20 protein-coding genes and 2 pseudogenes are annotated in these 20,330 nt (G+C 62.8%); 3 read left to right on the forward strand and 19 right to left on the reverse strand.

Going from position 1 to position 20,330, the window contains the following annotated elements:
* Window positions 1–128: 128 nt before the first annotated feature.
* The 8 genes and pseudogenes from X760_RS78950 to X760_RS75455 all read right to left on the reverse strand — a co-directional run bounded on the left by X760_RS78950 (window position 129) and on the right by X760_RS75455 (window position 6,844).
* Window positions 129–251: a hypothetical protein gene (locus tag X760_RS78950; protein ID WP_280940434.1), complete on the reverse strand. Its 123-nt coding sequence runs from the start codon at window positions 249–251 to the stop codon at window positions 129–131.
* A gap of 431 nt (window positions 252–682) precedes the next feature.
* A pseudogene (locus X760_RS76705) lies at window positions 683–796 on the reverse strand (SMC-Scp complex subunit ScpB); the annotation flags it as partial.
* Window positions 797–1,787: 991 nt separating this feature from the next.
* A complete protein-coding gene (gene rlxS / locus X760_RS68400; RefSeq protein ID WP_023722022.1) occupies window positions 1,788–3,758 on the reverse strand; it encodes a relaxase/mobilization nuclease RlxS in 1,971 nt (656 codons plus the stop codon).
* Between the two features lie 188 nt (window positions 3,759–3,946).
* Entirely contained in the window at window positions 3,947–4,633 is a 687-nt protein-coding gene (locus X760_RS68405) for a lytic transglycosylase domain-containing protein (protein ID WP_031194955.1), read from the reverse strand.
* Complete coding sequence (gene lepB, locus X760_RS68410; protein ID WP_023722024.1) at window positions 4,621–5,169, reverse strand: signal peptidase I; 549 nt, start codon at window positions 5,167–5,169, stop codon at window positions 4,621–4,623. The genes X760_RS68405 and lepB overlap by 13 nt, the downstream gene beginning before the upstream one ends.
* Entirely contained in the window at window positions 5,166–5,435 is a 270-nt protein-coding gene (locus tag X760_RS68415) for a helix-turn-helix domain-containing protein (RefSeq protein ID WP_023722025.1), read from the reverse strand. Before X760_RS68415 ends, lepB begins: the two co-directional genes overlap by 4 nt.
* A 153-nt stretch (window positions 5,436–5,588) precedes the next feature.
* On the reverse strand, window positions 5,589–5,912 hold the full coding sequence (locus tag X760_RS68420; RefSeq protein WP_023672372.1) for a DUF736 domain-containing protein: 324 nt from the start codon (window positions 5,910–5,912) through the stop codon (window positions 5,589–5,591).
* Between the two features lie 545 nt (window positions 5,913–6,457).
* Window positions 6,458–6,844: a hypothetical protein gene (locus X760_RS75455; RefSeq protein WP_023722026.1), complete on the reverse strand. Its 387-nt coding sequence runs from the start codon at window positions 6,842–6,844 to the stop codon at window positions 6,458–6,460.
* A 379-nt stretch (window positions 6,845–7,223) separates the two neighbouring features.
* On the opposite strand from X760_RS75455, the gene X760_RS77430 reads away from it, so the two are divergent.
* Both X760_RS77430 and X760_RS77435 read left to right on the forward strand, forming a co-directional pair.
* Window positions 7,224–7,403 (forward strand): hypothetical protein, encoded by a 180-nt coding sequence (locus tag X760_RS77430; protein WP_023722028.1) that lies wholly within the window; start codon window positions 7,224–7,226, stop codon window positions 7,401–7,403.
* A gap of 411 nt (window positions 7,404–7,814) precedes the next feature.
* Complete coding sequence (locus X760_RS77435) at window positions 7,815–8,252, forward strand: hypothetical protein (protein WP_198030559.1); 438 nt, start codon at window positions 7,815–7,817, stop codon at window positions 8,250–8,252.
* 133 nt (window positions 8,253–8,385) lie between these two features.
* Here X760_RS77435 and X760_RS68430 read toward each other — a convergent pair whose 3' ends face one another.
* From X760_RS68430 to X760_RS68450, 5 genes are all read right to left on the reverse strand, one after another.
* Window positions 8,386–8,805 (reverse strand): DUF2958 domain-containing protein, encoded by a 420-nt coding sequence (locus X760_RS68430; protein WP_023722030.1) that lies wholly within the window; start codon window positions 8,803–8,805, stop codon window positions 8,386–8,388.
* Between the two features lie 14 nt (window positions 8,806–8,819).
* The gene (locus tag X760_RS76710) at window positions 8,820–8,966 is read right to left on the reverse strand and encodes a hypothetical protein (protein ID WP_023722031.1); all 147 of its coding nucleotides are present in this window, start codon (window positions 8,964–8,966) and stop codon (window positions 8,820–8,822) included.
* 51 nt (window positions 8,967–9,017) lie between these two features.
* Entirely contained in the window at window positions 9,018–9,980 is a 963-nt protein-coding gene (locus X760_RS68435; RefSeq protein ID WP_023722032.1) for a zincin-like metallopeptidase domain-containing protein, read from the reverse strand.
* Between the two features lie 725 nt (window positions 9,981–10,705).
* Window positions 10,706–10,933, reverse strand: a complete 228-nt coding sequence (locus X760_RS68445) for a hypothetical protein (RefSeq protein WP_023722034.1) — start codon at window positions 10,931–10,933, stop codon at window positions 10,706–10,708.
* 135 nt (window positions 10,934–11,068) lie between these two features.
* Window positions 11,069–11,320 carry a helix-turn-helix transcriptional regulator gene (locus X760_RS68450; protein ID WP_023722035.1) on the reverse strand — a complete coding sequence of 84 codons (252 nt, stop codon included), beginning with the start codon at window positions 11,318–11,320 and terminating at the stop codon, window positions 11,069–11,071.
* A gap of 117 nt (window positions 11,321–11,437) precedes the next feature.
* Here X760_RS68450 and X760_RS68455 point away from each other — a divergent pair, with 117 nt between their 5' ends.
* On the forward strand, window positions 11,438–11,707 hold the full coding sequence (locus X760_RS68455; protein ID WP_023722036.1) for a DUF2285 domain-containing protein: 270 nt from the start codon (window positions 11,438–11,440) through the stop codon (window positions 11,705–11,707).
* 95 nt (window positions 11,708–11,802) lie between these two features.
* Here X760_RS68455 and X760_RS68460 read toward each other — a convergent pair whose 3' ends face one another.
* The 6 genes and pseudogenes from X760_RS68460 to ccoG form a co-directional block, all read right to left on the reverse strand.
* Window positions 11,803–13,710, reverse strand: coding sequence for a bifunctional diguanylate cyclase/phosphodiesterase (locus X760_RS68460; RefSeq protein WP_023722037.1), 1,908 nt, complete (start codon window positions 13,708–13,710; stop codon window positions 11,803–11,805).
* A gap of 302 nt (window positions 13,711–14,012) precedes the next feature.
* The gene (ubiM, locus tag X760_RS68465; protein WP_023722039.1) at window positions 14,013–15,194 is read right to left on the reverse strand and encodes a 5-demethoxyubiquinol-8 5-hydroxylase UbiM; all 1,182 of its coding nucleotides are present in this window, start codon (window positions 15,192–15,194) and stop codon (window positions 14,013–14,015) included.
* A 435-nt stretch (window positions 15,195–15,629) separates the two neighbouring features.
* A complete protein-coding gene (ccoS, locus tag X760_RS68470; protein ID WP_023722040.1) occupies window positions 15,630–15,782 on the reverse strand; it encodes a cbb3-type cytochrome oxidase assembly protein CcoS in 153 nt (50 codons plus the stop codon).
* Window positions 15,779–18,067, reverse strand: coding sequence for a cation-translocating P-type ATPase (locus X760_RS68475; protein ID WP_023722041.1), 2,289 nt, complete (start codon window positions 18,065–18,067; stop codon window positions 15,779–15,781). The genes ccoS and X760_RS68475 overlap by 4 nt, the downstream gene beginning before the upstream one ends.
* Window positions 18,064–18,561 (reverse strand): FixH family protein, encoded by a 498-nt coding sequence (locus X760_RS68480; protein ID WP_023722042.1) that lies wholly within the window; start codon window positions 18,559–18,561, stop codon window positions 18,064–18,066. The genes X760_RS68475 and X760_RS68480 overlap by 4 nt, the downstream gene beginning before the upstream one ends.
* A pseudogene (gene ccoG, locus X760_RS68485) lies at window positions 18,558–20,193 on the reverse strand (cytochrome c oxidase accessory protein CcoG). Before ccoG ends, X760_RS68480 begins: the two are co-directional and overlap by 4 nt.
* Between the last annotated feature and the right edge of the window lie 137 nt (window positions 20,194–20,330).

A 20,330-nucleotide genomic window follows, 5' to 3' on the forward strand; every position in this document is an offset into this window, starting at 1 on the left:
GATGAGGCGGCAATTCCCGCGGCGCAGCACCTTTCGAGCGCGTGCCACAAAATCGCTGGGTTCGACCTGCGCGGCGACTGGGTGGAGATCCGCCTGATCTAAAGCGTCACCATCCGACGGGCAACATCTCACGACGCGCCGGTCAGCTTGGCCAGCATCCGCCCTTGCGCTGCGTGCGATCGCCTCCTGATGGCATCGAGCAACACCTTCTTGAAATCGGCCTGTGCCGGCAATTTTGTCGTAAAGTTCATGGTGGCGACTCCCGCACGCGCGCAGGACAGCCGGCAGATCGCGCATCTTGGCGATCAATCCTGCCATTCGGCCCGTCGTCTTCTTTATTCCAATCGAGATCGCAATCAGGTCCGGCCGGTCACGCAGTGAACTGTTCTCCCTCGAGCAGCCACGTCGGCGCCGCTCAGAATCTTCGACGAGCGCGCCAGGACAGCATCGATCTCCGCAAATTCTTGCCAGCAGATCGTCCTCACATCATCATGCCCTTGGCTTCAACCGGGCTGGTGCCCTCCCCTTCCCGGCTTTTTGTCCCGACGCTCGGGTCGCGCCGCCCGGCCCGGTCAAGGCCAAAAAAATCGTCGCGGCTGAGCGCCCACTCCGGCTTCTGCCAAATATTCGTCGGCGGGTTCGCAGCACCGCGGGCGCACGGGTGAGCTCGTGGGTAGGAGTGCGGATGGAAGTAGGCGATGCACATCGTCACCAGCACCTCAGATTGTGTGAGGCCCACGGCTCGCTCGTTTCCGCCGACGGCGGCGCGGCGGGCGTCGGTATACGCAGGGCGGGTCCGTCGCCTTGGCCTCAGTTTCGGGGCAATGGCAAGCCCCGGTCCGCGCGGCGCCGAGTTGGGCGGAAAGATCGACGGCGCGCAACGCGGGGGCTCCTACGCGACGAGCAGTTTTTTCCCCCGGTCTGACCCGGCCTCGACTCCAGATGCCGCAATGACCGTCGCGGCCCGGCGCGATTGATCGGGTCTCATGCCCAAAGCTGCCTCGGTGCCCAGTAGCGGCACCGCATGGCCCCACCCAGGCGCTGCGCCAGTAAAGCGTCGGCGAGCCAGCATCCGACGGTGCGTTCGAAGCGATCTCATTCGGCGGCCATGATCGCGCACGTCAACATGCCGCAGCCGAAAGCTGCCGAAGCTCGTCTGGCCAGGTCGCTGACCGCCTCGTCGTCGCGGCCGACGACCGAAATCTTCCGCACCGCAGCGAGGTTTCTCCCGTTAGAAGATCCTCAGCGGGATGGGCTGCCAGTTCACGCACGGTCAACAGCATCCGGCCCGCGGGTCGACCTTGTCTCCCGGTCGTGTGAGCAGAAGAACATTGCGAAGTGCGGCTTCATCCTCGACGCCGCGAGCCTGCTTCGCCGTACCACGGCCGCCGAAAGCCCTAGGCGCTGTCACCAGGCGCCAGCCCACCTCTCTAGCTGGCGGACCATCTCATCGAGCGCGCCGATGGCCGCACCGTCAGTGATTGCAATGTCCTCAATGCGCCGCAACTGTTTGGGTCGGGGGCAGCCCTGCGCAACCAGGCCGGCACCGCCGCGTCGGCGCGGCTTCCGTGGCACCGGGAAGAGTGCCGTGGTGGCGCAGGAGGGTTTTGGCTCAGAATCATGGAATACGATGAATCATCGCGGCGCTTTTTGTAGAGCGAACGATAAGTCTTGCACGACCAGCCATTTATCCCTCGCGAGATCAAATGCCGCGGGCAATTAGCAGGCGAACTCCGTCCGGACTGAGTACCTGTTTCAACGCGGGCAAAAGAAGTTGTGTAGCCATGTCACGAAATGCTTGGTCCGCTTCTCTGCCGGCCGATGGTCCATGAAATCCCCTCTGCACGCACGACGCCGGAAACCTCCTTGCCGATATGATGCTCAAGCACCGGCCGCCATGGCACCAGCGTGAACTCGCGCGATTTCTCGATGACAGCGTATTTTCCGCCGGCGAGCTCGACGGAGCGGCGGAGCGTGCCTTCTATTCGATCTCCACTCTGGGCTTCAGAATAGGGCAGACCGAGTTCGTTCGACAACTGGCCGGCCACGCGGTTCAACTCGCGTTGGCGCAGCATCGAAAGCATGTTGGCGCGATAGACGATCCGGTCCTGCTCTTCCCGAGCAAGACCTTGCGCAATCAGCCACTGCCGTCGGCGGCCTTGCGCCTCTCGGACATCGCGGCCGAAACCAGAGCTGTGCAAGGCCTCCGGTATGTCGGAAACCAGCTCTCGATCGAGCCAGGTGGCGCCGTCGAAGCTGACTTGTTGTTCCAGCGGCGTCGATGAGAGCTTGTCAACCGTGACAGGCTCGGCCCCGGCCCGCTGACGCTCGTAGTCAGACACACGGTCGAGATGATCCGGTGCGACGATCCAGGTGCCGTCCGGCTCGCGTTCGACACGACCGGTCGCCCGGCGGATCGCCTCCAGTCGCCGCACGTGCGTTTCGGCAAAGCGTTCGGTGGCCGACGGGTCATGCTTGAGATGGATATCGATGCTGTAGCGCCCGTCATGGGCCGTGGCGATCTCGGCAATTGTGCGGTCGACTTGCCTTGGCCCGGTGTCCCTCGGCGTGACCCGCACTATGCAGCCCTCTGGCGTCGGTTGGGTGGCCTCGCCTTTGCCGATATCAACATAGTGGCTTTTGCCGTCCACGCCGTCGACGACGAGGTAATGGCGGTCAGTGATCTCGTCGGCCAGGCCGCGCGCAACGATGCGGCCGACGACAGGCTGCATCTGCTCTGCAGATCGATCATGGACAACATAGTCGGCGGCACTGCGGGCGAGCCCCTTGCCGGTCAGTTCGCGGTGCATGGTCTTGATGATGTCGCCCCGCTCGCCTGTGCGGCGCAGCGTCGCTTCAAGCTCGCCATCAAGGCGCCAGCGGCCCGAGCCGACTTCCTCAGCCAGACCCATCCGCTCGAGCTTGCGCAGGCGGCCCTGGTGCAGCGTCTGGCGAAACGTGTTTCGGCGGGCCGGTGAGACATGCCCCTCATCGTCGCGCATGCGGAGCAGCTGCCGATCGATGCTGGTGAAGCGTTCCCGCTCCATTTCCTGGCGCAGGCGTTGCTCGATCTCGCGGTCCGTTCTCGGGCCAAGGTCGAGGCTGACCAGCTCGGCCGCCCGTTCACGGATGCCAGACGAGATGTAGTCTCGCGCGATGACAAGATTTTCGCCGCGGTCATCCTTGCCGCGGACGATAATATGGGTATGCGGATGACCAGTGTTGAAATGATCGACGGCCACCCAGTCGAGCCTGGTGCCGAGGTCTTCTTCCATCTGCGCCATGAGGCGCCGCGTGAGCGGCTTCAGGTCATCATACTCGATGCCGTCTTCAGGGGCGACGATGAAGCGGAACTGATGCCGGTCGCCATCGGCACGATCGATGAAGGCCTTGCCATCGACGCGGTCGCTGTCGGCGCTATAGAGCTCGCCAGGCTCGCCTTCGCGGGTGACGCCGTCGCGCTGGAGGTAGCGAAGGTGTGCACGTGCCCCGTCAACACCCTTGCCGGCCAGCTTGACGATACGGGCCTTGACGACGGCGCGCCGCTGCCGAAACGCCGCGTGGGGGTCGCGCGCTCTGAGAACGGCGGCAGCAGCCCCGCCGCGCCCCGCCCGGCTTCCGATGAAGCGGCCACGGCGACCGCTGCCGCCGCCGGCTCGGTTGATCGCGGCGCGGATCTGGCCGGCGAAACGCTTGCCTGCCTTCGAGCCGCGCGATCCGATTTTGCCCAGGCTCGGCTTGAACTCTTCATCCTGCATTGAGCCTCCTAGTAGTCTTTAGCAAAATCAAAGCTTTGCCGGCAGCAGCTCTCCTGACGCTGAAGGCAGCCTCCGTGAAAAAGGATGTGCAGACAAAGACTTCGCCGGCTCCAGGAGGCGATGCCTTTATCTTGCCTTCCGCGGACCTGCCTCCCTGCCCCCCGCCCGAACCGCGGTAGCCGCTGCCCTCACCTGCGATCCGGCCGGCCTGACCTTGCTCGCTCCGATCCGAGCGGCACCACAATTTGGCCATTCGGATCGGTCGCGGAAACACCGTTTCGCAGGAAAAACAGCGACTGCCCGGACGGGATTTCCGGCGCTTTTCCGGAACGGGATTTGCCGGTGAACGCGTCCATGTCGGCGGCCGAAATCCCGGCAGCCTTGAGCTGTTCCAAATACGAAACCGTCTCGCTGGGCAGCGGTCGCCCACGCTGCAAATGCTGTTCGTAGCGGTCCGGCCCAGCGTTATAGGCGGCAAACAGGCCGGGAAAGCCGAAGCGGTCATACATGGCGCGCAGATAGGCAGTGCCTGCCAGAATGTTGTCGCGAGGGTCGTGCGGATCGGCCCCCAGGCCAAGCTCTGCGCGCATCTCCTCGTAGGTGCCGGGCATCACCTGCATGAGGCCAATGGCGCCGGCGTGTGAGGCGATCGGCCGTCCGTCCAGCATTGTCTGCCCCCGGCTTTCGGCATCCATGACGGCATAAATCCAGGGCTGTGGAATGCTGAAACGCCGGCTTGCTTCGGCTACCAAGGGCTGCCATCTTGCCAGCTGCGGACCACGGGAGATGGCGGCCGGCTGAGCGTCGGTCGCGGCGGAACAGGCGCATGGCGCTATCGCGACCATGCCCAGCATCAGGAGGGTTACTCGGTCCATAGCGGCACGAGCCTCCCGGCAATATTTTCGGCCGGCACCGGCCCGAAATAGCGGCTGTCGAAGGAGCGGTTTCTATCGTTGCCGAGCAGGAAAACCTCGGCGGCGGCGAGCTTGCGGCAGGCATTCCACCAAGGCAGCGGACGGTGCTGCGTGTCGGTTGCCAGCCGGCGCGCGACAATCTTGCCGCCGATGATGATGGCGTCGCCGAAGGCGCAGACATGCTCGCCAGGCAGCGCGGCAAGGCGCTTGACCAGCGGCACGTTGCTGGGCAGGAAGAAGCGTTCGGCGGCGAGATCGGCGACCGGTTTTGGCGGGCGGACGAGCACGAGATCGCCACGAGCCGGCGATCCGGACGCGACGCGATAGAGGCCGACCGGCGCACTGGCCGAGGCGTTCCAGACCAGCCAGGGCGATGGGTTGTCGAAAGCGGCGAAGCCGATCAGGCCGAGGCCTATTGTGGCCACGGCGATCGTCTTGCGCGCCCGAACGCGCCGCAGATGGCTGCCGATCAGACGGATAGTGGGACGCCGGCTCATGAGCGGCCTCCCTCACCGGCCGAGCCGGAATCATGCCCGGCATCCTCGGGCCTGGTCTCCTGCGCGCGTCCCCTCGACCAGTCGTCGAGCTCGTCGATGTGATAGCGGACATAGCGGCCGTGCTTGCGAAATTGCGGGCCGCCGCCTTTGAGCCGCATCTTCTCCAGCGTGCGCTGGGACAGCCCGATATAGAAGGCGGCCTGCGCGGTGTTGAGAAACGGACTGCCCTTCTTGGCGCGGGCCGCGCGTTCGTTTTCGTCATCCATGATGGTCCTCGTTTCGTTACGGACAAGCGAAGGCGAGGATCGGCGAGCGAGATCGTTTCGGGGACGGGCGAAGAGTGGGGGGCGAGTTTTCGCCGCCCCTTCTTGAGAAGAGCCCCGCGCCGTTTGCGGCGCGGGGCTTTCCGGATCGGCCGGTCAGTCGACCGGGTTCCAGATGATGGCGTATGTGTCGTCGTCATCCTGGCCGGCGGCGCGGCCGAGATTGGCGTAGAGCTTGCGCGGGCCGAACTCCGGGGCGGCAATCGACAGGCTCACATAGTCCTTGCCGGAGGTCTCGCCGGTGCGGATCCAGCCGGCCCCTACTTCGACCCCTTGCGTCAGCACCCGGAAGTCGGGATGGGTGTCGGCGCTCTTTGCCTGATTGGGCACGATGTCGATGTCGGCGCGGACGCTGAGCGTCTTGAGCTGGCCCTTGTAGCCGCCGTTTTCCTGTTTGGTGACGTATCCGATCGCGGTCATTTTCAGTCTCCTTTTGGTGCTCGCCGGGGACCATTCCCCTGCGATGGCGGACCGTGATGGGCGCGTCCGGACCGCCGGAACCGGGACGGCCGCAGCGATAGCGGAGGACCCGAGCGGACAGCTTTTTTGAAGCGAAGCGGCGCGAGGAAGCCGCCGCAGGCGGCGGGGAAAAAAGCTGCTGGCGAGGGTTTCGGGCGGGCCGGATCCGCCCATACGTCGTCAAGCCAGCCGCAGGGGAATGGTCCTGAGACACCATGGAGACAGGTGGCGCGATCGGTGACACAAGGAGCCGGCGGCAATGCAGGGCGCCGGCTGCGCGGGCTCTGTCGGCAACCGGATCGGACAATTGGCCCCATGCGCCTGGCGCCTCAGCAAGCAACCCGGCGCGGTGCAGGGCTGCCGAAACGGGCGCGAATTGGCGTCGGGATTTCTCGCGCGCGGCACTGGCTCGACAAGACGCCCAATCGGCAGCCGGCGCGACCCGGAGCGGCGCGCGCGACCTGAGTGGCGGTAATCGAGAGAACCGCCGCTCGGGCCCTGATCGACTATTTGCGGACGAACAGCGGCTGCACTTGTGCCCACTGATCGGCGGTGCCGAAGCCGCCGCGGCTGGTGTAGCTTTCGGCCGGGAATTTCATCCAGCGCGGCAGCCAGGTCTCGATCTTCTGGCGGCCATTCTCGCCCGCCAGGAAGTCGCGGATGATCTTCTTTTGCGTCTTGACCTTCTCGGCGACATTGCCGTCCGCGACCAGCTTGCCGCCGACCTCGGCCAGCATCGAATTGGCGATTTCCTTGTCGCGCAAGAGGTCGAAGAAGGCATCGTCCGGTTGCCACCATGTGCCCATATCGACGTTCAGATGGTTGCCGAGCGCCTCGATGACGGTGCTGCCGGCTGCAAGCGTCTCGGCCATGACAAGGGTGAGAACGCGCATGACATCGTCGTCGCAGAGAGCCAAGAGGCGCGCGAACACGCCGGCGATAGCAAAGGCGTCGCCATTGCCGCCGGCGACNCTCGATGACGGTGCTGCCGGCTGCAAGCGTCTCGGCCATGACAAGGGTGAGAACGCGCATGACATCGTCGTCGCACAGCGCCAAGAGGCGCGCGAACACGCCGGCGATAGCAAAGGCGTCGCCATTGCCGCCGGCGACCACGCCATCCTCATCCGGTGATCCGAGCAGGGCCAACACTTCGCGCCGCTTTTTGCCGAATGCGGCTTCAGCCTTGCAGCCGGCAAGGCTGGCAGTCACCGTCTCGTTGGCTGCGCGCTGTGGCTCACGGCGCACCTGCCACAGGCCGGAACCGGTGATGGCGTGCGCCACCACGAGGCGCAGCGCCACGGCGGGATGGTCGAGCATGGCCGCGCGCACGGCAGCATGGCGATGCAGATCGACATAGTTCTGCATCGGGCCGGTGAGTTCGGGGCGCGGCGGCTTGGCGGCTGTTTCTTCTTGCTCGCCGCCCTCGCGGGCGCGGCGCGCTTCCTTGCGTGACAGCCAGCCCTCGTGACACTCGACCTCGCCGCGATACGTGACCGCGATGACGACCTTGCCGCCCTTCTTCTTCGGGGTCTTCTCGTGGTCCCATGCGTGGAAATATTGGCCCGGTTCCAGCAGCACCACCTCGCTCCAGCCGTCGTTGAGATATGTGTCGCGTCTGGTGGCAATCGCTTCGTTCTGCTTTTGCCAGAACAGGTCGGCATCGGCGAAATAGCTGTCCTCGCCGAACAGGTCCGAGGTGATCAGGCCGGGATACTCCTCGATGGCAAACAGCGCCACCTTGGTGGAAATCGACTGGCCGCCGAACAGCCATTGCTTCAATTGAAAGCCACGCGGCGCGTATTGATCGGGATCGGCACAGAGTGCCAGCCAGTCCTTCTGCTGCGCCTTGGACGCCATGGTGAGATGGCGCACCGTCTCGGCGTCGATCTCCTCGCGGCGATAGGCTTCGCGGATTTTGGGCAAGAGGTCGCCAAGCGCCAGAATGCGTTTGACCTTCAGGTCAGTGATGCCGAAGGTCGCAGCGATGTCTGGAACGGTGCGGCCTTGCCTGACGAGCCGCGAATACGTCTCCCATTGCGAGACTTCGTCAGGATCGAGGCGGGCGAGGTTTTCGATCAGCGAAGCTTCCAGCGCATCGGCGTCATCACCGTCCTCCATGATGGCGCAGGGCAAGGGATCGCCTTCGCCGCGCTCGTCGGCAAGCGATTTGGCGGCGAAATAGCGCCGCCTGCCGGCAACGATCTCGAAGGTTTCCGGCTGGCCGTTCGGAGAGGCACCAGCACGCCGCGCGCACGCACGGATGGCAGGATATCGGACATGTCGGGCGCGCGTTTTCCATAGCGCATGTTGAGCGCGGAAATCTTGAGCTGATCCAAGGGGATGTGGCCAACCTGCATGGTTATTCTCCTTCGCTTTGGTTGAGGTTGTCCCGCCGCAGAGGCCGAAGGCCGGCGCGGCGGGACGGTTTTTGCGCCTATCGGCGCTGCTGTTCCGCCGTGTCGGACGGAAGCTCGGAATGGGGCTTTGAAAGGGCGTCTGCTGCATGCCGCAGAAGTCGCTCGGCCTCGGTGATGTGGCCGCAAATGCGGGCGGCTTCGGCATAGGCGGAGAGCGGATAGCGCGCCTGGAAATGCAGGTCGCGCTCTATGCCGAGGCCAAGCGGACCTTTTACGGATGCAAGCTCGGCCAGACTGACGCTGCCGAGTTCGGGGAAGCCGAAGCCGAGATCGCAAAGGCCGAACAGCGTGTCGCCATCGGCGTCGAGTTCGCTCAGAAGCCACGTCGCGGCACCTGTCGGATTAAACAGTTTCACAACGGGAAAATGGTCGATGTCGGCGTCGGCGGCGCCATTGGCGAGCAGTCGTGCGCGCAGTGGATCGGTGATCAGGATCATGGAAAGACTCCTAGTCAGAACAGGTCGAGTTGATTTCTGCTGGCTTCATCGAAGAGACCGATATCGAGCGGCTTTTGCGCCGCGCGCGGACACATCGGCGCGTCCATCAGGAGGGTGAGCCAATCGCGCGTGGTGATCGGCCGGACACCGGGAATGAGCATCTGCTCGCCTTGGCGTCGGCTCGGTCGCGGTCAGTCGAGGATCGCGCATCGTCATGCCGCAATCCCTTCCTGCGCCTCGCTTTTGGCATCGTCCTTAAAGCCAAACAGGAAATCGGCGGCCTTGGAGGCAAGACTGGCGGCACGGAAGATCGCGCGGTTGTCCTCGCGCAGCACCTTCAGCCATGAGCCGATGTAATCGGCATGACGCACGGTCGGCTCGATACCGAGATTGCTGCAAACGAAGGCGGCAGTGATTTCGGCGACCAATTCTTCACGCGCGTAAGCCTTGGAGCCGAACGAGCCGGAGAGGTCGCGAGCAAGCCGCGTCGGGTGGCCGGTCCAGTGGCCAAGCTCGTGAAAGCAGGTCCGGTAATAGTCGATCTGGTGATGGAACGCCGGCTGCGGCGGCACCTGAATGTGGTCGCTGCCCGGCATGTAGAAAGCGCGATCGCCGCCGACCCTGAAATCCGCACCGCTGGCGCGAATGAGCGTCTCGGCCTGCGGCACGATCTCGCACTGAGGCAGCGGCTCGGCGGCGGCGTGGAGGTGTTCCGGAAGATTATCGCACTGCGCGACATTGAAGACAGTGAAGCGCTTTAAAAAAGGCACGGCCTGTGGTTCATCGCCCTCGTGGCGTGCGCGCTCCTTCTCGTCCTTGGGGACAAAGCGGTCGGCATGCACGATGGTCGTGCCGCGCTCGCCCTTCCTGACATTGCCGCCAAGGACGAGCGCCTGCCGGAAGGTGAGCCAGTTCTGGCTGGGATAGCTGCGCTCGATGACCGCGCCCCACAGGATGAGGATATTGATGCCGGAATAGGTGCGCCCAGAGGATGCATTCCTCGGCAGCCCAAGGCCTGCCTTTGCGCTTCCCCATGGCTTGACCCATGGCACGGTGCCGCGCTCCAGCTCGGCAATGATGCGGTCGGTGATCTCCTGATAAAGGCTGGCGCCGGGGCGCCCGCCCTTGCCTGCGCCAGCCTCTCCGCTGGCGGTACGCTTGCTGTTTGCATGCATCGTCTCATCCTCCGCTCGCCAATCGCCGGCCTTTCCCCGGAAGCGGGGTGGGCGGCGAGTCGCGACCGGAAAGGCCCGCCGTGGTAGGCGGACCGCATCCGAAGGACCGGAACGAAGAGGAGGACCCTGAGCGGCACGCGAAGGGTTGCGGGCTGCCGCGGCGGGCCTAGAAGGGAGTGCCGCCCACCCCGCGCCACCGGGAAAGGCCAACAGACAAACCGCGCCGCCCGCAAGGGCGGCGGCCGTCTCAGCCCGAAGGGCTGCCCACGCCAAGGGGCGAAGCCGAATGGCCGAGACCGCCTGAGCTTGCCGAAGAAAAGCGGGCTCGGTTCACGAGCACCTGGCGCGCGACGTCAGGCGCGCGGGCGCCCGCCAGGACGGCAGGCTGGACAGATTTTTCGCACGGATCATCGTCAAGCGCCGCAGTTACGCCGAGAAACTCGACGACATCGCCGCCGTGCGCGCGGCTTGCTCCGAACAAAACCAGCGCTCGCCTTTCAACAGGTTGAGGCGCGTGTCCCAGTAATATTCCTGTCCGGGATCATGATAGACGCGCTCGCCCGTTTTGTAGCTTATATTGGCTTTGATGTTGCAGCCGACAGCGGCAGGGTCGATTCGAAGGCAAGAAAGCCAGCCAGGAGTTGTCTTGAAAGCGATGGTTGCCCACGCCCCTTCCCTCCGAAGAGAGAATGGGACGTTTGCAGCGTGGAGTCTACAAGTCGGGTCTAATTCACCGGTCCTGTTCCGAACCATTGAATGAACGGCGCATCCTTACCCGTGATATCCTTCACCGTCTTTAACAGCGCTTCATGGGTGCGTTGGAGAGCCCGGTAATGGTTGCTGCTAGGTGATAGAAGCGGCTGGACGATGCTCTTGTGCAGCCGTTCCGCCTCCGCCAGAAAGCGCTCGATTTCAGCCTGTGAAAGCTGCTTGGAAAGTTTGGTCCTAGCCATTGCGATCTCCGTTGAGGAATCGCCCCACCTAGGATTATCATCCTATATCGGCATGGCTTGGTAAAGACCCACCCGTAGCGGAATGGCAGCTTGCCGAAGAAAAGCACGCTCGGTTCACGGTACCGGCGCGAGCCGTTAGACGCGCAGGCGCCCGTTAGCCCGCAGGCTGGACAGAATCTCGCACGGATCAGCGTCAAGCGCCGCAGTTAAGTCGAGAAACTCGATGACGTCGAGACGCCGCTCTCCACCCTCGTACTTGGCCACGAAGGATTGGGGACGATCAAGCTTCTCGGCCACCTGCGCCTGAGTCAGGCCTTTGGCCTTGCGCAGGGAAACCAACTGGGCCAGAAACCGCTGGTGGCGGGGCGATCGAAGAGATTTGGGCATTTAGGCGAACCGGTCGGGTAAAGACCGGATCAGCGACTAATCCCGGTTTCGGATTATCCCATTTTGGGATATGCTGCGGGCGCTTAACAGGCGAGGTTCGCAGGCATGAATCGATCAATGGGAACAGATGAGACTCGAAACTCAACTCTGTGCGACGAAGTCCCCTGGTCGGAGAACCTCACGAGCTACGACAGGGAGCATTTCACGATCTACCTGCGGATCCTGGATGCCTGCGCCGACAATGCCAGCGAAGAGGAGATGGCTGATCTCATTCTCGGCATCGACCCGGCCCTTGAGCCGGTCCGCGCCCGCAAGGCTCTTCGCAGCCATATCGACCGGGCGAACTGGATGGTGACGACTGGCTACAAGGAACTGTTCGCCGGCTGACGCACAGCACGGACTGTCATGCTCTTCAAACAAGGAAGTTCAGATACCCGCCATTCATGAGCGCACGGCCGCGAGACACAGCGCGGCTGGAGCGGTCACAACTGGTTCGCGTGCTGTTTGACTGCCATTTCCAGTGCTTGGCTCAGAGGCACCGCCTTCGAGAACAGGAAGCCCTGAGCGGTCCTGCAGCCAAGCTTGTGCAGGGTTTGCCGATCCGCCTCTGTTTCGACGCCCTCGGCCATGACCTCGATCCCGAGCATGTTACCGAGATCGATGACCGATTTGACAAGCAGTCGGTCCTCTCGGGACTTGGCCAAGCCGCGAATGAAGCCCTGGTCTATTTTCACCTTGCGTATCCGACTGTCCTTGAGAGATGCCAACGTGGAAAAGCCGGTGCCGAAGTCATCGAGCGCGATGGAAATGCCGGCATGTGAAAGCCGTCCGAGCTTTTCATCCACTCTGTCCGGGTCTACCGGGGATTCTTCGGTAATCTCGATTTCGAACATCGTTGCAGGGAGGCCTTTTGCCGCCAGAGCGTCCAGAACCATGTCGTCGATATCGCCGGCTTCCAGTTCGCGCGGTGAAACATTCATCGCCACACGGAGATCACGACAGTCAGCTTTCACCAAGCCGTCGATAAAAGCACAACAGTCGGCGAATACGGTTTGCGTCAGCAGCTGAAGCATTCCGGTTTCGCGTGCAGCTGTGATGATTTCGGGTGGAGAGATGGCGCCATGAGTCGGATGGGACCACCTCAGCAAGGCTTCAAAACCGACCACGGCCTCGGTGTCGAGTTTCACGATCGGCTGGAACCAAGGTTGCAAGCTTCTCGTCTTTATCGCCGAATGAAGGTCCCGTTCGACGGACTGGCGGCGTTGCAGTTCCCTGTCGAGTTCGGCATCGAACAGGCAAAATTCGTTCCTGCCACGACGCTTGGCCGTATAAAGGGCGATATCCGCCCGCAACAACATTTCCGTCAGGCCCGGCGTCTGCGCCAAGTATATTCCTATCGATGCCCCGACACGGACGGACGCGACCTCGATATAGGGTCGGGCAATTTTGGCTATGATATTGGAGGCGAGATCACTGGCAGAAAGCGAAACCCTCGTTGAGGGAAAAAACAGCACGAATTCATCGCCGCCGATACGAGCGAGCGTTGAGCCTTCCGGTGCTTCCTCCTCTATGCGGCGGGCGATCCTTACAAGCAGTTCATCACCGGTCCTGTGACCGTAGGTATCGTTGACGGATTTGAACCCGTCCAGATCAACCAGCATTGCCACGAAGGGGCCATCCGCGGTCTCGAAACGTCCGATTGCGTCTTCGAGGCCACGCCTGTTGAGAAGGGCCGTCAGGTGGTCCTGCCTGGAACTGGCCTTCATCTCCGCCGCAAGCCGCTCGGCCTCATGCCTCAGGCGGCTCGCTTCGCGGAACCGTGCTTGCCCAACACACGAAGCTCGAACCAAGCCGCCCATGAAAAGCAGAACGGTAAAAGCCAGAATGTAGTCTTCAAAATTGCCTTTCGCCAAAAGGCATCCCACCGTGATAAGGAGCGGAGGTGTGATGAAGTTGATCGCCGCCGCGGCATACGAACTGCCGTATGTAACCGCACCAGCGGAAATGCCCGCCAGAATGACCAGATGCAGCGGTGCTTGAGGTGTCGTGTATCCAACAGTCAGGACGGCCAGGAAGGACCAGGCAAACCCTGCCAGAAGAGCAAGGATGCCAAACCAGCGAAGCCGCGGCAAAACCCCCACGAAATTGTCATGGCGCCCTGTTTCCTTTAGCTGATAACGCGCGAGTGCAAGGCGGGCGGCATTTATTGCATTGACGACCAGGAACCAGATTGCAGCGGCAAAGCCGCTGCCAGAAAGGGCGTGCACCGCCCAAATCAGGCCTGACAGGATAGCGCTTATCGGCATCGACACGAAGAGGCCGGTCCTCAGGTCAGCAAGCTGATCCTGACGGATTTTGGCCTCCAGCGTGTCTTCATTTTTCGGGGCCATGGACGGACCGGCTTGCTCCCATCGTTGTTCGCGACGACAAGCTTACGCAAGCCCACTGAAGGACGGGTTAACTATCCAGCGGGGGTAACCAGTGCGCTCACCATGGCTCCGGGTCGCACGTCTGCTGTTAGGATTGCCGGCTGACCATCGAGATCTTGACGGTGCTATGCCTTGATCCGAACCATCCCAGGATCGGCATCGTCACCATGGAAGCAGCCTTACGAACGGCATCAAACGCGCCCGGCGAGACAAAAGGAAGCCGGGCCGAGATAGCGTTCCAGAGCGGCAGCGCTGCCTGCGATTCACCGCCTGAGCATGGCCGAAATGCCATGGCGGATAAAGGGAAGATATTGGGCAAAGCGAAGCCCCGCATGTCTTGCAAGCCGTGCCGCCGGGTGCTCGCCTGAGTAGAGAGCGACAAGTACATTCGTAGCATGATAGAGCGGTGCCGCCGACAGACGCAGCCGGCTTTCGTATCTGCCGAGCATGTCGGGATCAGCAATGTCGCGGCGCTCGCGACATGCCGCCAGGATTCTATCGGCGAGTTGCTTCTGGCCACTGAGGCCGATGTTGAAGCCATGCGCGGTCACCGGGTGCATGCCGAGGGCAGCATCGCCGATCAGTGCCGCACTCGGAGCCCAGAACTTGTGCGCCCAGGTCGTGACCAGCGGATAGGCATGGCGGGTGCTTGCCAAGGTCATCTCTCCGAGGCGTCCTCGACACCGGCTCGTCAAATCCATGAGGAACAAGTCGTCGTCGAGAGCAAGCAGTCTGTCGGCCTCGTTTGAGCGCAACGTGAGAAGCAGCGACGACACGCCTTCCATGAGCGGCAACATCGCTATCGTCTGATGGTGATCGAACCATTCGACCGCGATCTGGTGATGGGCGCGCTCGTGCCTCACCCGGCAAATCAGCATGGAGTTGCCAAGCCGATTGATGTCGGCCCCAATGCCGAGCAGGTCGCGCGTCGCGGACAGACGCGAATCCGCTGCAACGAGCAGCCGAGCGGCCAATTGCCTGCCGTCACAGAGCCTTATGACTGCTTCTTTGTGGCTGGTTGTTGCATTGACGACCGAGTGGCCGCACAGCAGCTGGGCATGACCCTGGAAGTGGACAATCTTGAACAGGGCGTCGCGGATCCGACAATTTGGGACCAGAATTCCGAGTGGTTCCCCAGATCCGCTGGGAGAATCGAAGCACAGGGCGAAAGGGCTCGATCCGTTGAGCACACGCGCGCCTTGAAGTGGTGATTTGTCCGAAGCGGGGATGATATCCCAGGCGCCGAGCTCGCGAAGGATTTCAACCGATGCGTGGGTCAGCGCGATCTCGCGACCGTCGAAAGCCGGATTCGCCAGGCTTTCGAGCGACTGCCGTTCAACCACTGCCACCTTGAGTCGGCTCTGGGCAAGCGATGCGGCGAAGGAAAGTCCGACCGGCCCGGCTCCGACGACAATGACGTCGAATCTATCGACGGAGCCGGCCATCAGCGTGCCGTCATTGCGTCGGCTATCTGCGACGAAGGGCACTGGAACGCATCGCAATCGATCCACGGTTTGCGGCTTATCGCGCGACCTAACCGTCCGTTGGACATGCGCGCCCCTTCAAAGGTCCCAATGAAACCACGCCGATGAAGAGATAACCCTGATCTGGATCAACCAGGCTCGACAAACCCAGCAATGGCGGTTCACGGTGATGGGTCGATCGCCACGAAAATGTTGGCCATGGTCTGGTCATCATGGAACGTGCGGCTTCCCCTTCGGTGCGGCCTTTCCCAGCCGAAAGTTCGGCAACGCATTCTGGCTCATCCGTTCTTCGCACCCGTCGCGCGCCGAATCGACATGACGCCAAAGCAATCGCGACCAGACGGTCTCGGTCGGCGACGACCGGCATCCGCGCAGTCGTCGGCAAAGCGATCTGGTTCAGCTGCGCGGTTCGTCGCGGTCGATCAGGATTCGCTCGGCGGCGCCATCGAGATCTTCGTATTGACCGCTCCTCAAGGCCCACAGAAAGCCGCAGAGGCCAAGAGCGCCAAGAAGCAAGGCCACGGGTATGAGGTAGGCGAGCGTCGTCATTGGAGTTGTTCCAATTGGGTGGCGCCGTCTTGAATGTCATGCCGGGCATCTTGCGCCGATGCGCTTGACACGAAGCCTTGCAGGCGCAGCGCATTGCCGATGACCAGGAGGGACGAGGCGGACATCGCGACCGCCGCGATCAGTGGCGTAACGTGTCCCAGAATGGCGATCGGTACGGCGACGGCATTGTAAGCGATCGCGATGGCGATGTTCTGCCGGATCAGCCGTCCAGCCTTCCGCGAAACGTCTACAGCAAGCGGGACCGCCAGAAGACTTTCACGCAGGAACACGAAATCCGCGGCGTTGCGACCGATATCCGCCGCCGTGGCCGGAGCGATCGAAACGTGTGCGGCGCCCAACGCAGGCGTGTCATTGAGCCCATCGCCGACCATCAGCACCTTGTGGCCGGTTCGCGTCAATGCTTCGATCTGTTCTACCTTGCCGGAGGGAAGCAACGCGGGAACAAAGCGCTCGATGCCCAGTGCTTCCGCGACTTCGCCGCAGGCCGCTTCTGTGTCGCCCGACAGCATCTCCACCGATACGCCGGCGCTGTTCAAGAGTTCGAGGGCCGCCCTGGCGTCGGCGCGCAACGCATCCTCGAAAACGAAGGACGCGACAATGGTCCCGTCTTTCGCCAGAACCGTTCCGCCATGGCCATGTTCGCCTTCGCCGCCGGTCCGGGTTTTCCACTCAGCCCATCCGCGGCGACCCAGCCGCCAGGTGCTGCCTTGGGCGGTGGCTTCGATGCCGAAGCCCGGATGCTCGCTGACGGACGCGAGTTTCGGCTGGCCGGCAAAGGCTGCAAGGCCAGCGATTGCCTTCGAAAAAGGATGGCGGGAATGCGCTGCCATGTCGGCCGTCAAGGCCAGCATTATCGGGTCGATCGACGGCGCATTGATCAGCCGGGGCAGTCCGAGCGTAAGCGTGCCGGTTTTGTCGAACAATGCCGTGTCGATCCCCGCCAGGCGCTCCATGGCGGAGCCGTCCTTGACCATGACGCCGCTTTCGAACAGCCGGCGCGCAGCGACCACCTGCACGATCGGCACGGCGAGACCGAGCGCGCACGGGCATGTGATGATCAAGACGGCGATGGCGATGGTCATTGCCCCGTGCCAGTCGCCGGTCGCCGCCATCCAGCCGAGAAACGTCACAAAAGCGGTCAGGTGGACCACAGGGGCATAAAGCACTGAAACGCGGTCGGCGATCCGGCGATAATGCGCGCGGCCGCCCTCGGCGGCCTCCATCAGCCGAACCATTTCGGCCAGGAAGGAATCCTTCGCGGCGGCCGTCGCCTCGACGGTCAGCGAACCGGTAAGGTTGAGTACGCCGGCCTGTACGGGTTCGCCTGGCGCCACGTTTCTGGGCGTGCTCTCGCCCGAGACTAGAGAGCAGTCGAGATCGGACGCCCCGCCAATGATCCGGCCGTCGACGGGAACCCTCTCGCCGGCCGCGATCAAGAGCTGCATGCCTGGTTCGATCTCGCCAACCGGCAAGTAGTCGCGCGAACCATCCTCGCGCAGCACCATGGTGCTGCGCGCCGCCAGCCGAGCCAGTCCGTTCACGGCCGTCCGTGCCCGTTCCCGCATGACGTGATCCAGCGTGCGGCCGATCAGCAGAAAGAACAGCAGCGACACCGACGCGTCGAAATAGGCGTGGTCGCCATGGTTGATCGACTCGTAGAGGCTCATGGCGTAAGCGAGCGATACCCCGACCGCGATCGGCACGTCCATGTTCATGCGGCCATGGCGCAGCGCATTCCAGGCCGAGCGGAAATAGATGCCGCCTGAGAAGGCGAGCGCGGGAATGGCGATCAGCGCCGAGACCCAATGGAAAAGATCGCGGGTCGCGCCTTCTGCGCCGGACCAGACCGAAACTGAAAGCAGCATGATGTTGCCCGCCGCAAAGCCGGCGACCGAAACGGCGCGGATCAGTTCAGAAAGCGTCTTGTCCCTACCGTCCGCCTCGGGATCGAACAGGTGCGCCTCATAACCCATCCGTCCCAGCGAGGCGACGAATGGCGGAACCTCGTCGCCGCGCCACCGGACCGAAACACGTTTCGTCGAAAGATTGACACGAGCGCCTTCGACGCGATCCAGCTTGCCGATCGCCGTCTCAATCGTCTGGATGCAGGCCGCACAATGCACGGCCGGCACGGAAAGGTCGGTCTGGCGAAGATCATCGCCAATCGAGCGGCTCGCCAGTCTGATTTCCTGGCTAGAAGGCAGGGCCAGTACGACCTTGTCCAGGTCCAGCGCCTTTTCGGCGCCCGCCGCACAGCAGCTCATTGCAGCGCTCCCTGGGAAATCATGATCCTGCGGACGTCGCGATACGGTCTTGCCAGACCGGCATCGGCGTCGATTTCGACAATCCAGACACCATCCCTTGGCATGTGCTGCACTGCAAACTCCTGACCCGAGGCGAGGGCGAGCGTGACGGCCTCATCCTCTTTCTCGTAAGCGGGATGGCGAAACAACACGTTCACGCCATGCAAGGGAACCGACTTGCCGCCGGCATTAGCGAGGCTGTAGCGGACTTCGCCGCCAGCAATCGTCAGCTTGCCGGTCCAGCCAAGCGCTGCCTGCGCGCGCCCTTCCTCGGCTTTTTCGTTGAATTGCTGGCTCGCCACATAGGTATTTTCGACGACAAGGCCGGTCCAACTCGTATTGGCGAGTGTTGCCATGGTCACGTTGACGCCAATGACCGCGCCGAAGAAGCCAAGGATGGTGAACAGCATGTGCCTTCCGGTGAATTCGCGGGATTTCTGCGAATGAGCACTCATCTGGCGATCTCCGGTGCATTGAACGTGGCCGTGTATTCGGCGGACTCGAAGCCTGCTTCATCCTCGATCCGGAACTTGAAGCTCTGTGTCACTCCCTTGATCTGATCCGCCGGTTGGCGCACGAAAACCTTCAGCGACTTCAACCGGTCGGGATCGGCCAGTGTGGTGAAGGAGCGTGCAGGAGAACGATCGACACCGACCGCGCTCATCTCGGCACCCGGCAGATCCTGCAAGGTGACAATGATCGCCCGGGGCTCGGGAATCATGTTGAGCAGCTTGACGGTGTAGCCGTTGCGGATCGAACCGTCGGAGAGCGTCACGAATTGCGGGTTGCGATCGTGCAGGACATTCAGCTCGAGCCGCTCGCGGGTCAGCAGCGAATAAAGCAGCGCGAACCCGACCGCCGACCAGGCGCCAAGATAGAAGAAGGTGCGCGGGCGGAAGATCTTGCGGATGTGGAAATGCGCCAGCCTGTCAGAGAAGGAGTCATCGNAGATAGAAGAAGGTGCGCGGGCGGAAGATCTTGCGGATGTGGAAATGCGCCAGCCTGTCAGAGAAGGAGTCATCGGCGGTTCGCACCAGCGAGGGGTCCACCGCGCGCGAGCCGCCCGCTGTGGCGATAGCCATGTTGGCGTTGTAGTCGGACAATGTCGCATAGGAGACCAGCCCATGTTTCCTGCCCAGTTTGTCCATGACGCTGTCGCAGGCATCGATGCAGAGCGCGCAGGTGATGCATTCGAGCTGCTGGCCGTCGCGAATGTCGATCCCCATCGGGCAGACCGCCACGCAGGAATTGCAATCGACGCAGTCCCCGACCGGTTGCCCCGCGGCCAGCACCTTCTTGGCATGACGCGAACGCGGTTCGCCGCGCCAGCCGTTGTAAGTCACCGTGAGCGAGTTTTCGTCGAGCATGGCTGCCTGGATGCGCGGCCAGGGGCACATATAGGTGCAGACCTGCTCGCGCATCAGTCCGCCGAACGTGTAGGTGGTCGCCGTCAGCACGGCGATGGTGACATAGGCCACGGGCGCGGCGGAGCCCTTGATGACCTCGACGACCAGCGTCGGCGCATCGGCGAAATAGAAGATCCAGGCGCCGCCGCTCGCCGCGCCTGTGACCAGCCAAATGGCGTGTCTCGATGTTCGCAGCACGAGTTTGCGCGCAGTCCAGGGCCCGGCATCGAGCTTCATGCGCGCGTTGCGGTCGCCCTCGATGGCTCGCTCGACGACCAGAAACAGATCGACCCATACGGTCTGCGGGCACGTATAGCCGCACCAGGCCCGGCCGACGGTGGATGTGATCAGGAAAAGGCCGATACCGGCCATGACCAGCAGGCCGGCCACATAGTAGAATTCCTGCGGCCAGATCTCGATGACGAAGAAGTAGAAGCGGCGATTGGCAAGATCGACCAGCACGGCCTGGTCCGGGGCAAATGGCCCGCGATCCCACCGCAGCCAGGGCGTCAGGTAGTAGATCCCCAGCGTGATTGCCATCACCGACCACTTGAAGCGGCGGAAGCTGCCAGAGGCCCGCTTAGGGAATATCTTCTTGCGTGCGGCATAGAGCGGCTGACGGGTGTTGGCGGAGTTGACCGCATCGGCTTCGAGCCGTTCTATTTGCGTGTTATCAAGCACGAGAAGCTCCAGTCACCAGCGACGATTTCGCCGGAAGCCCGACGCATCCGATGTCGAGGCCCGGCTTGCGCCGGGCCTCGTCGCTTGGCGAGGGGGGAGGAGAATAGGCTTCCGTTCCTATTCGCCACCGCCAAGCG

This window comes from Mesorhizobium sp. LSHC420B00 (genome assembly GCF_000503055.1).
GTDB lineage: Bacteria > Pseudomonadota > Alphaproteobacteria > Rhizobiales > Rhizobiaceae > Mesorhizobium.

Excerpts from the sequence above, each read along its gene's own strand:
- X760_RS68445 (WP_023722034.1), bottom strand. The coding sequence starts at position 10,933 with ATGGCTAGGACCAAACTTTCCAAGCAGCTTTCACAGGCTGAAATCGAG.
- X760_RS68475 (WP_023722041.1), bottom strand. The coding sequence starts at position 18,067 with ATGAGCTGCTGTGCGGCGGGCGCCGAAAAGGCGCTGGACCTGGACAAG.
- X760_RS68480 (WP_023722042.1), bottom strand. The coding sequence starts at position 18,561 with ATGAGTGCTCATTCGCAGAAATCCCGCGAATTCACCGGAAGGCACATG.
- ubiM (WP_023722039.1), bottom strand. The coding sequence starts at position 15,194 with ATGGCCGGCTCCGTCGATAGATTCGACGTCATTGTCGTCGGAGCCGGG.
- X760_RS68460 (WP_023722037.1), bottom strand. The coding sequence starts at position 13,710 with ATGGCCCCGAAAAATGAAGACACGCTGGAGGCCAAAATCCGTCAGGAT.
- X760_RS75455 (WP_023722026.1), bottom strand. The coding sequence starts at position 6,844 with ATGCGCGTTCTCACCCTTGTCATGGCCGAGACGCTTGCAGCCGGCAGC.
- X760_RS68405 (WP_031194955.1), bottom strand. The coding sequence starts at position 4,633 with ATGGACCGAGTAACCCTCCTGATGCTGGGCATGGTCGCGATAGCGCCA.
- ccoS (WP_023722040.1), bottom strand. The coding sequence starts at position 15,782 with ATGACGACGCTCGCCTACCTCATACCCGTGGCCTTGCTTCTTGGCGCT.
- rlxS (WP_023722022.1), bottom strand. The coding sequence starts at position 3,758 with ATGCAGGATGAAGAGTTCAAGCCGAGCCTGGGCAAAATCGGATCGCGC.
- X760_RS68415 (WP_023722025.1), bottom strand. The coding sequence starts at position 5,435 with ATGGATGACGAAAACGAACGCGCGGCCCGCGCCAAGAAGGGCAGTCCG.
- X760_RS68450 (WP_023722035.1), bottom strand. The coding sequence starts at position 11,320 with ATGCCCAAATCTCTTCGATCGCCCCGCCACCAGCGGTTTCTGGCCCAG.
- lepB (WP_023722024.1), bottom strand. The coding sequence starts at position 5,169 with ATGAGCCGGCGTCCCACTATCCGTCTGATCGGCAGCCATCTGCGGCGC.
- X760_RS68430 (WP_023722030.1), bottom strand. The coding sequence starts at position 8,805 with ATGATCCTGATCACCGATCCACTGCGCGCACGACTGCTCGCCAATGGC.
- X760_RS76710 (WP_023722031.1), bottom strand. The coding sequence starts at position 8,966 with ATGCTCATTCCCGGTGTCCGGCCGATCACCACGCGCGATTGGCTCACC.
- X760_RS68435 (WP_023722032.1), bottom strand. The coding sequence starts at position 9,980 with ATGCATGCAAACAGCAAGCGTACCGCCAGCGGAGAGGCTGGCGCAGGC.
- X760_RS77435 (WP_198030559.1), top strand. The coding sequence starts at position 7,815 with ATGGCGCACCGTCTCGGCGTCGATCTCCTCGCGGCGATAGGCTTCGCG.
- X760_RS68420 (WP_023672372.1), bottom strand. The coding sequence starts at position 5,912 with ATGACCGCGATCGGATACGTCACCAAACAGGAAAACGGCGGCTACAAG.
- X760_RS78950 (WP_280940434.1), bottom strand. The coding sequence starts at position 251 with ATGAACTTTACGACAAAATTGCCGGCACAGGCCGATTTCAAGAAGGTG.
- X760_RS68455 (WP_023722036.1), top strand. The coding sequence starts at position 11,438 with ATGGGAACAGATGAGACTCGAAACTCAACTCTGTGCGACGAAGTCCCC.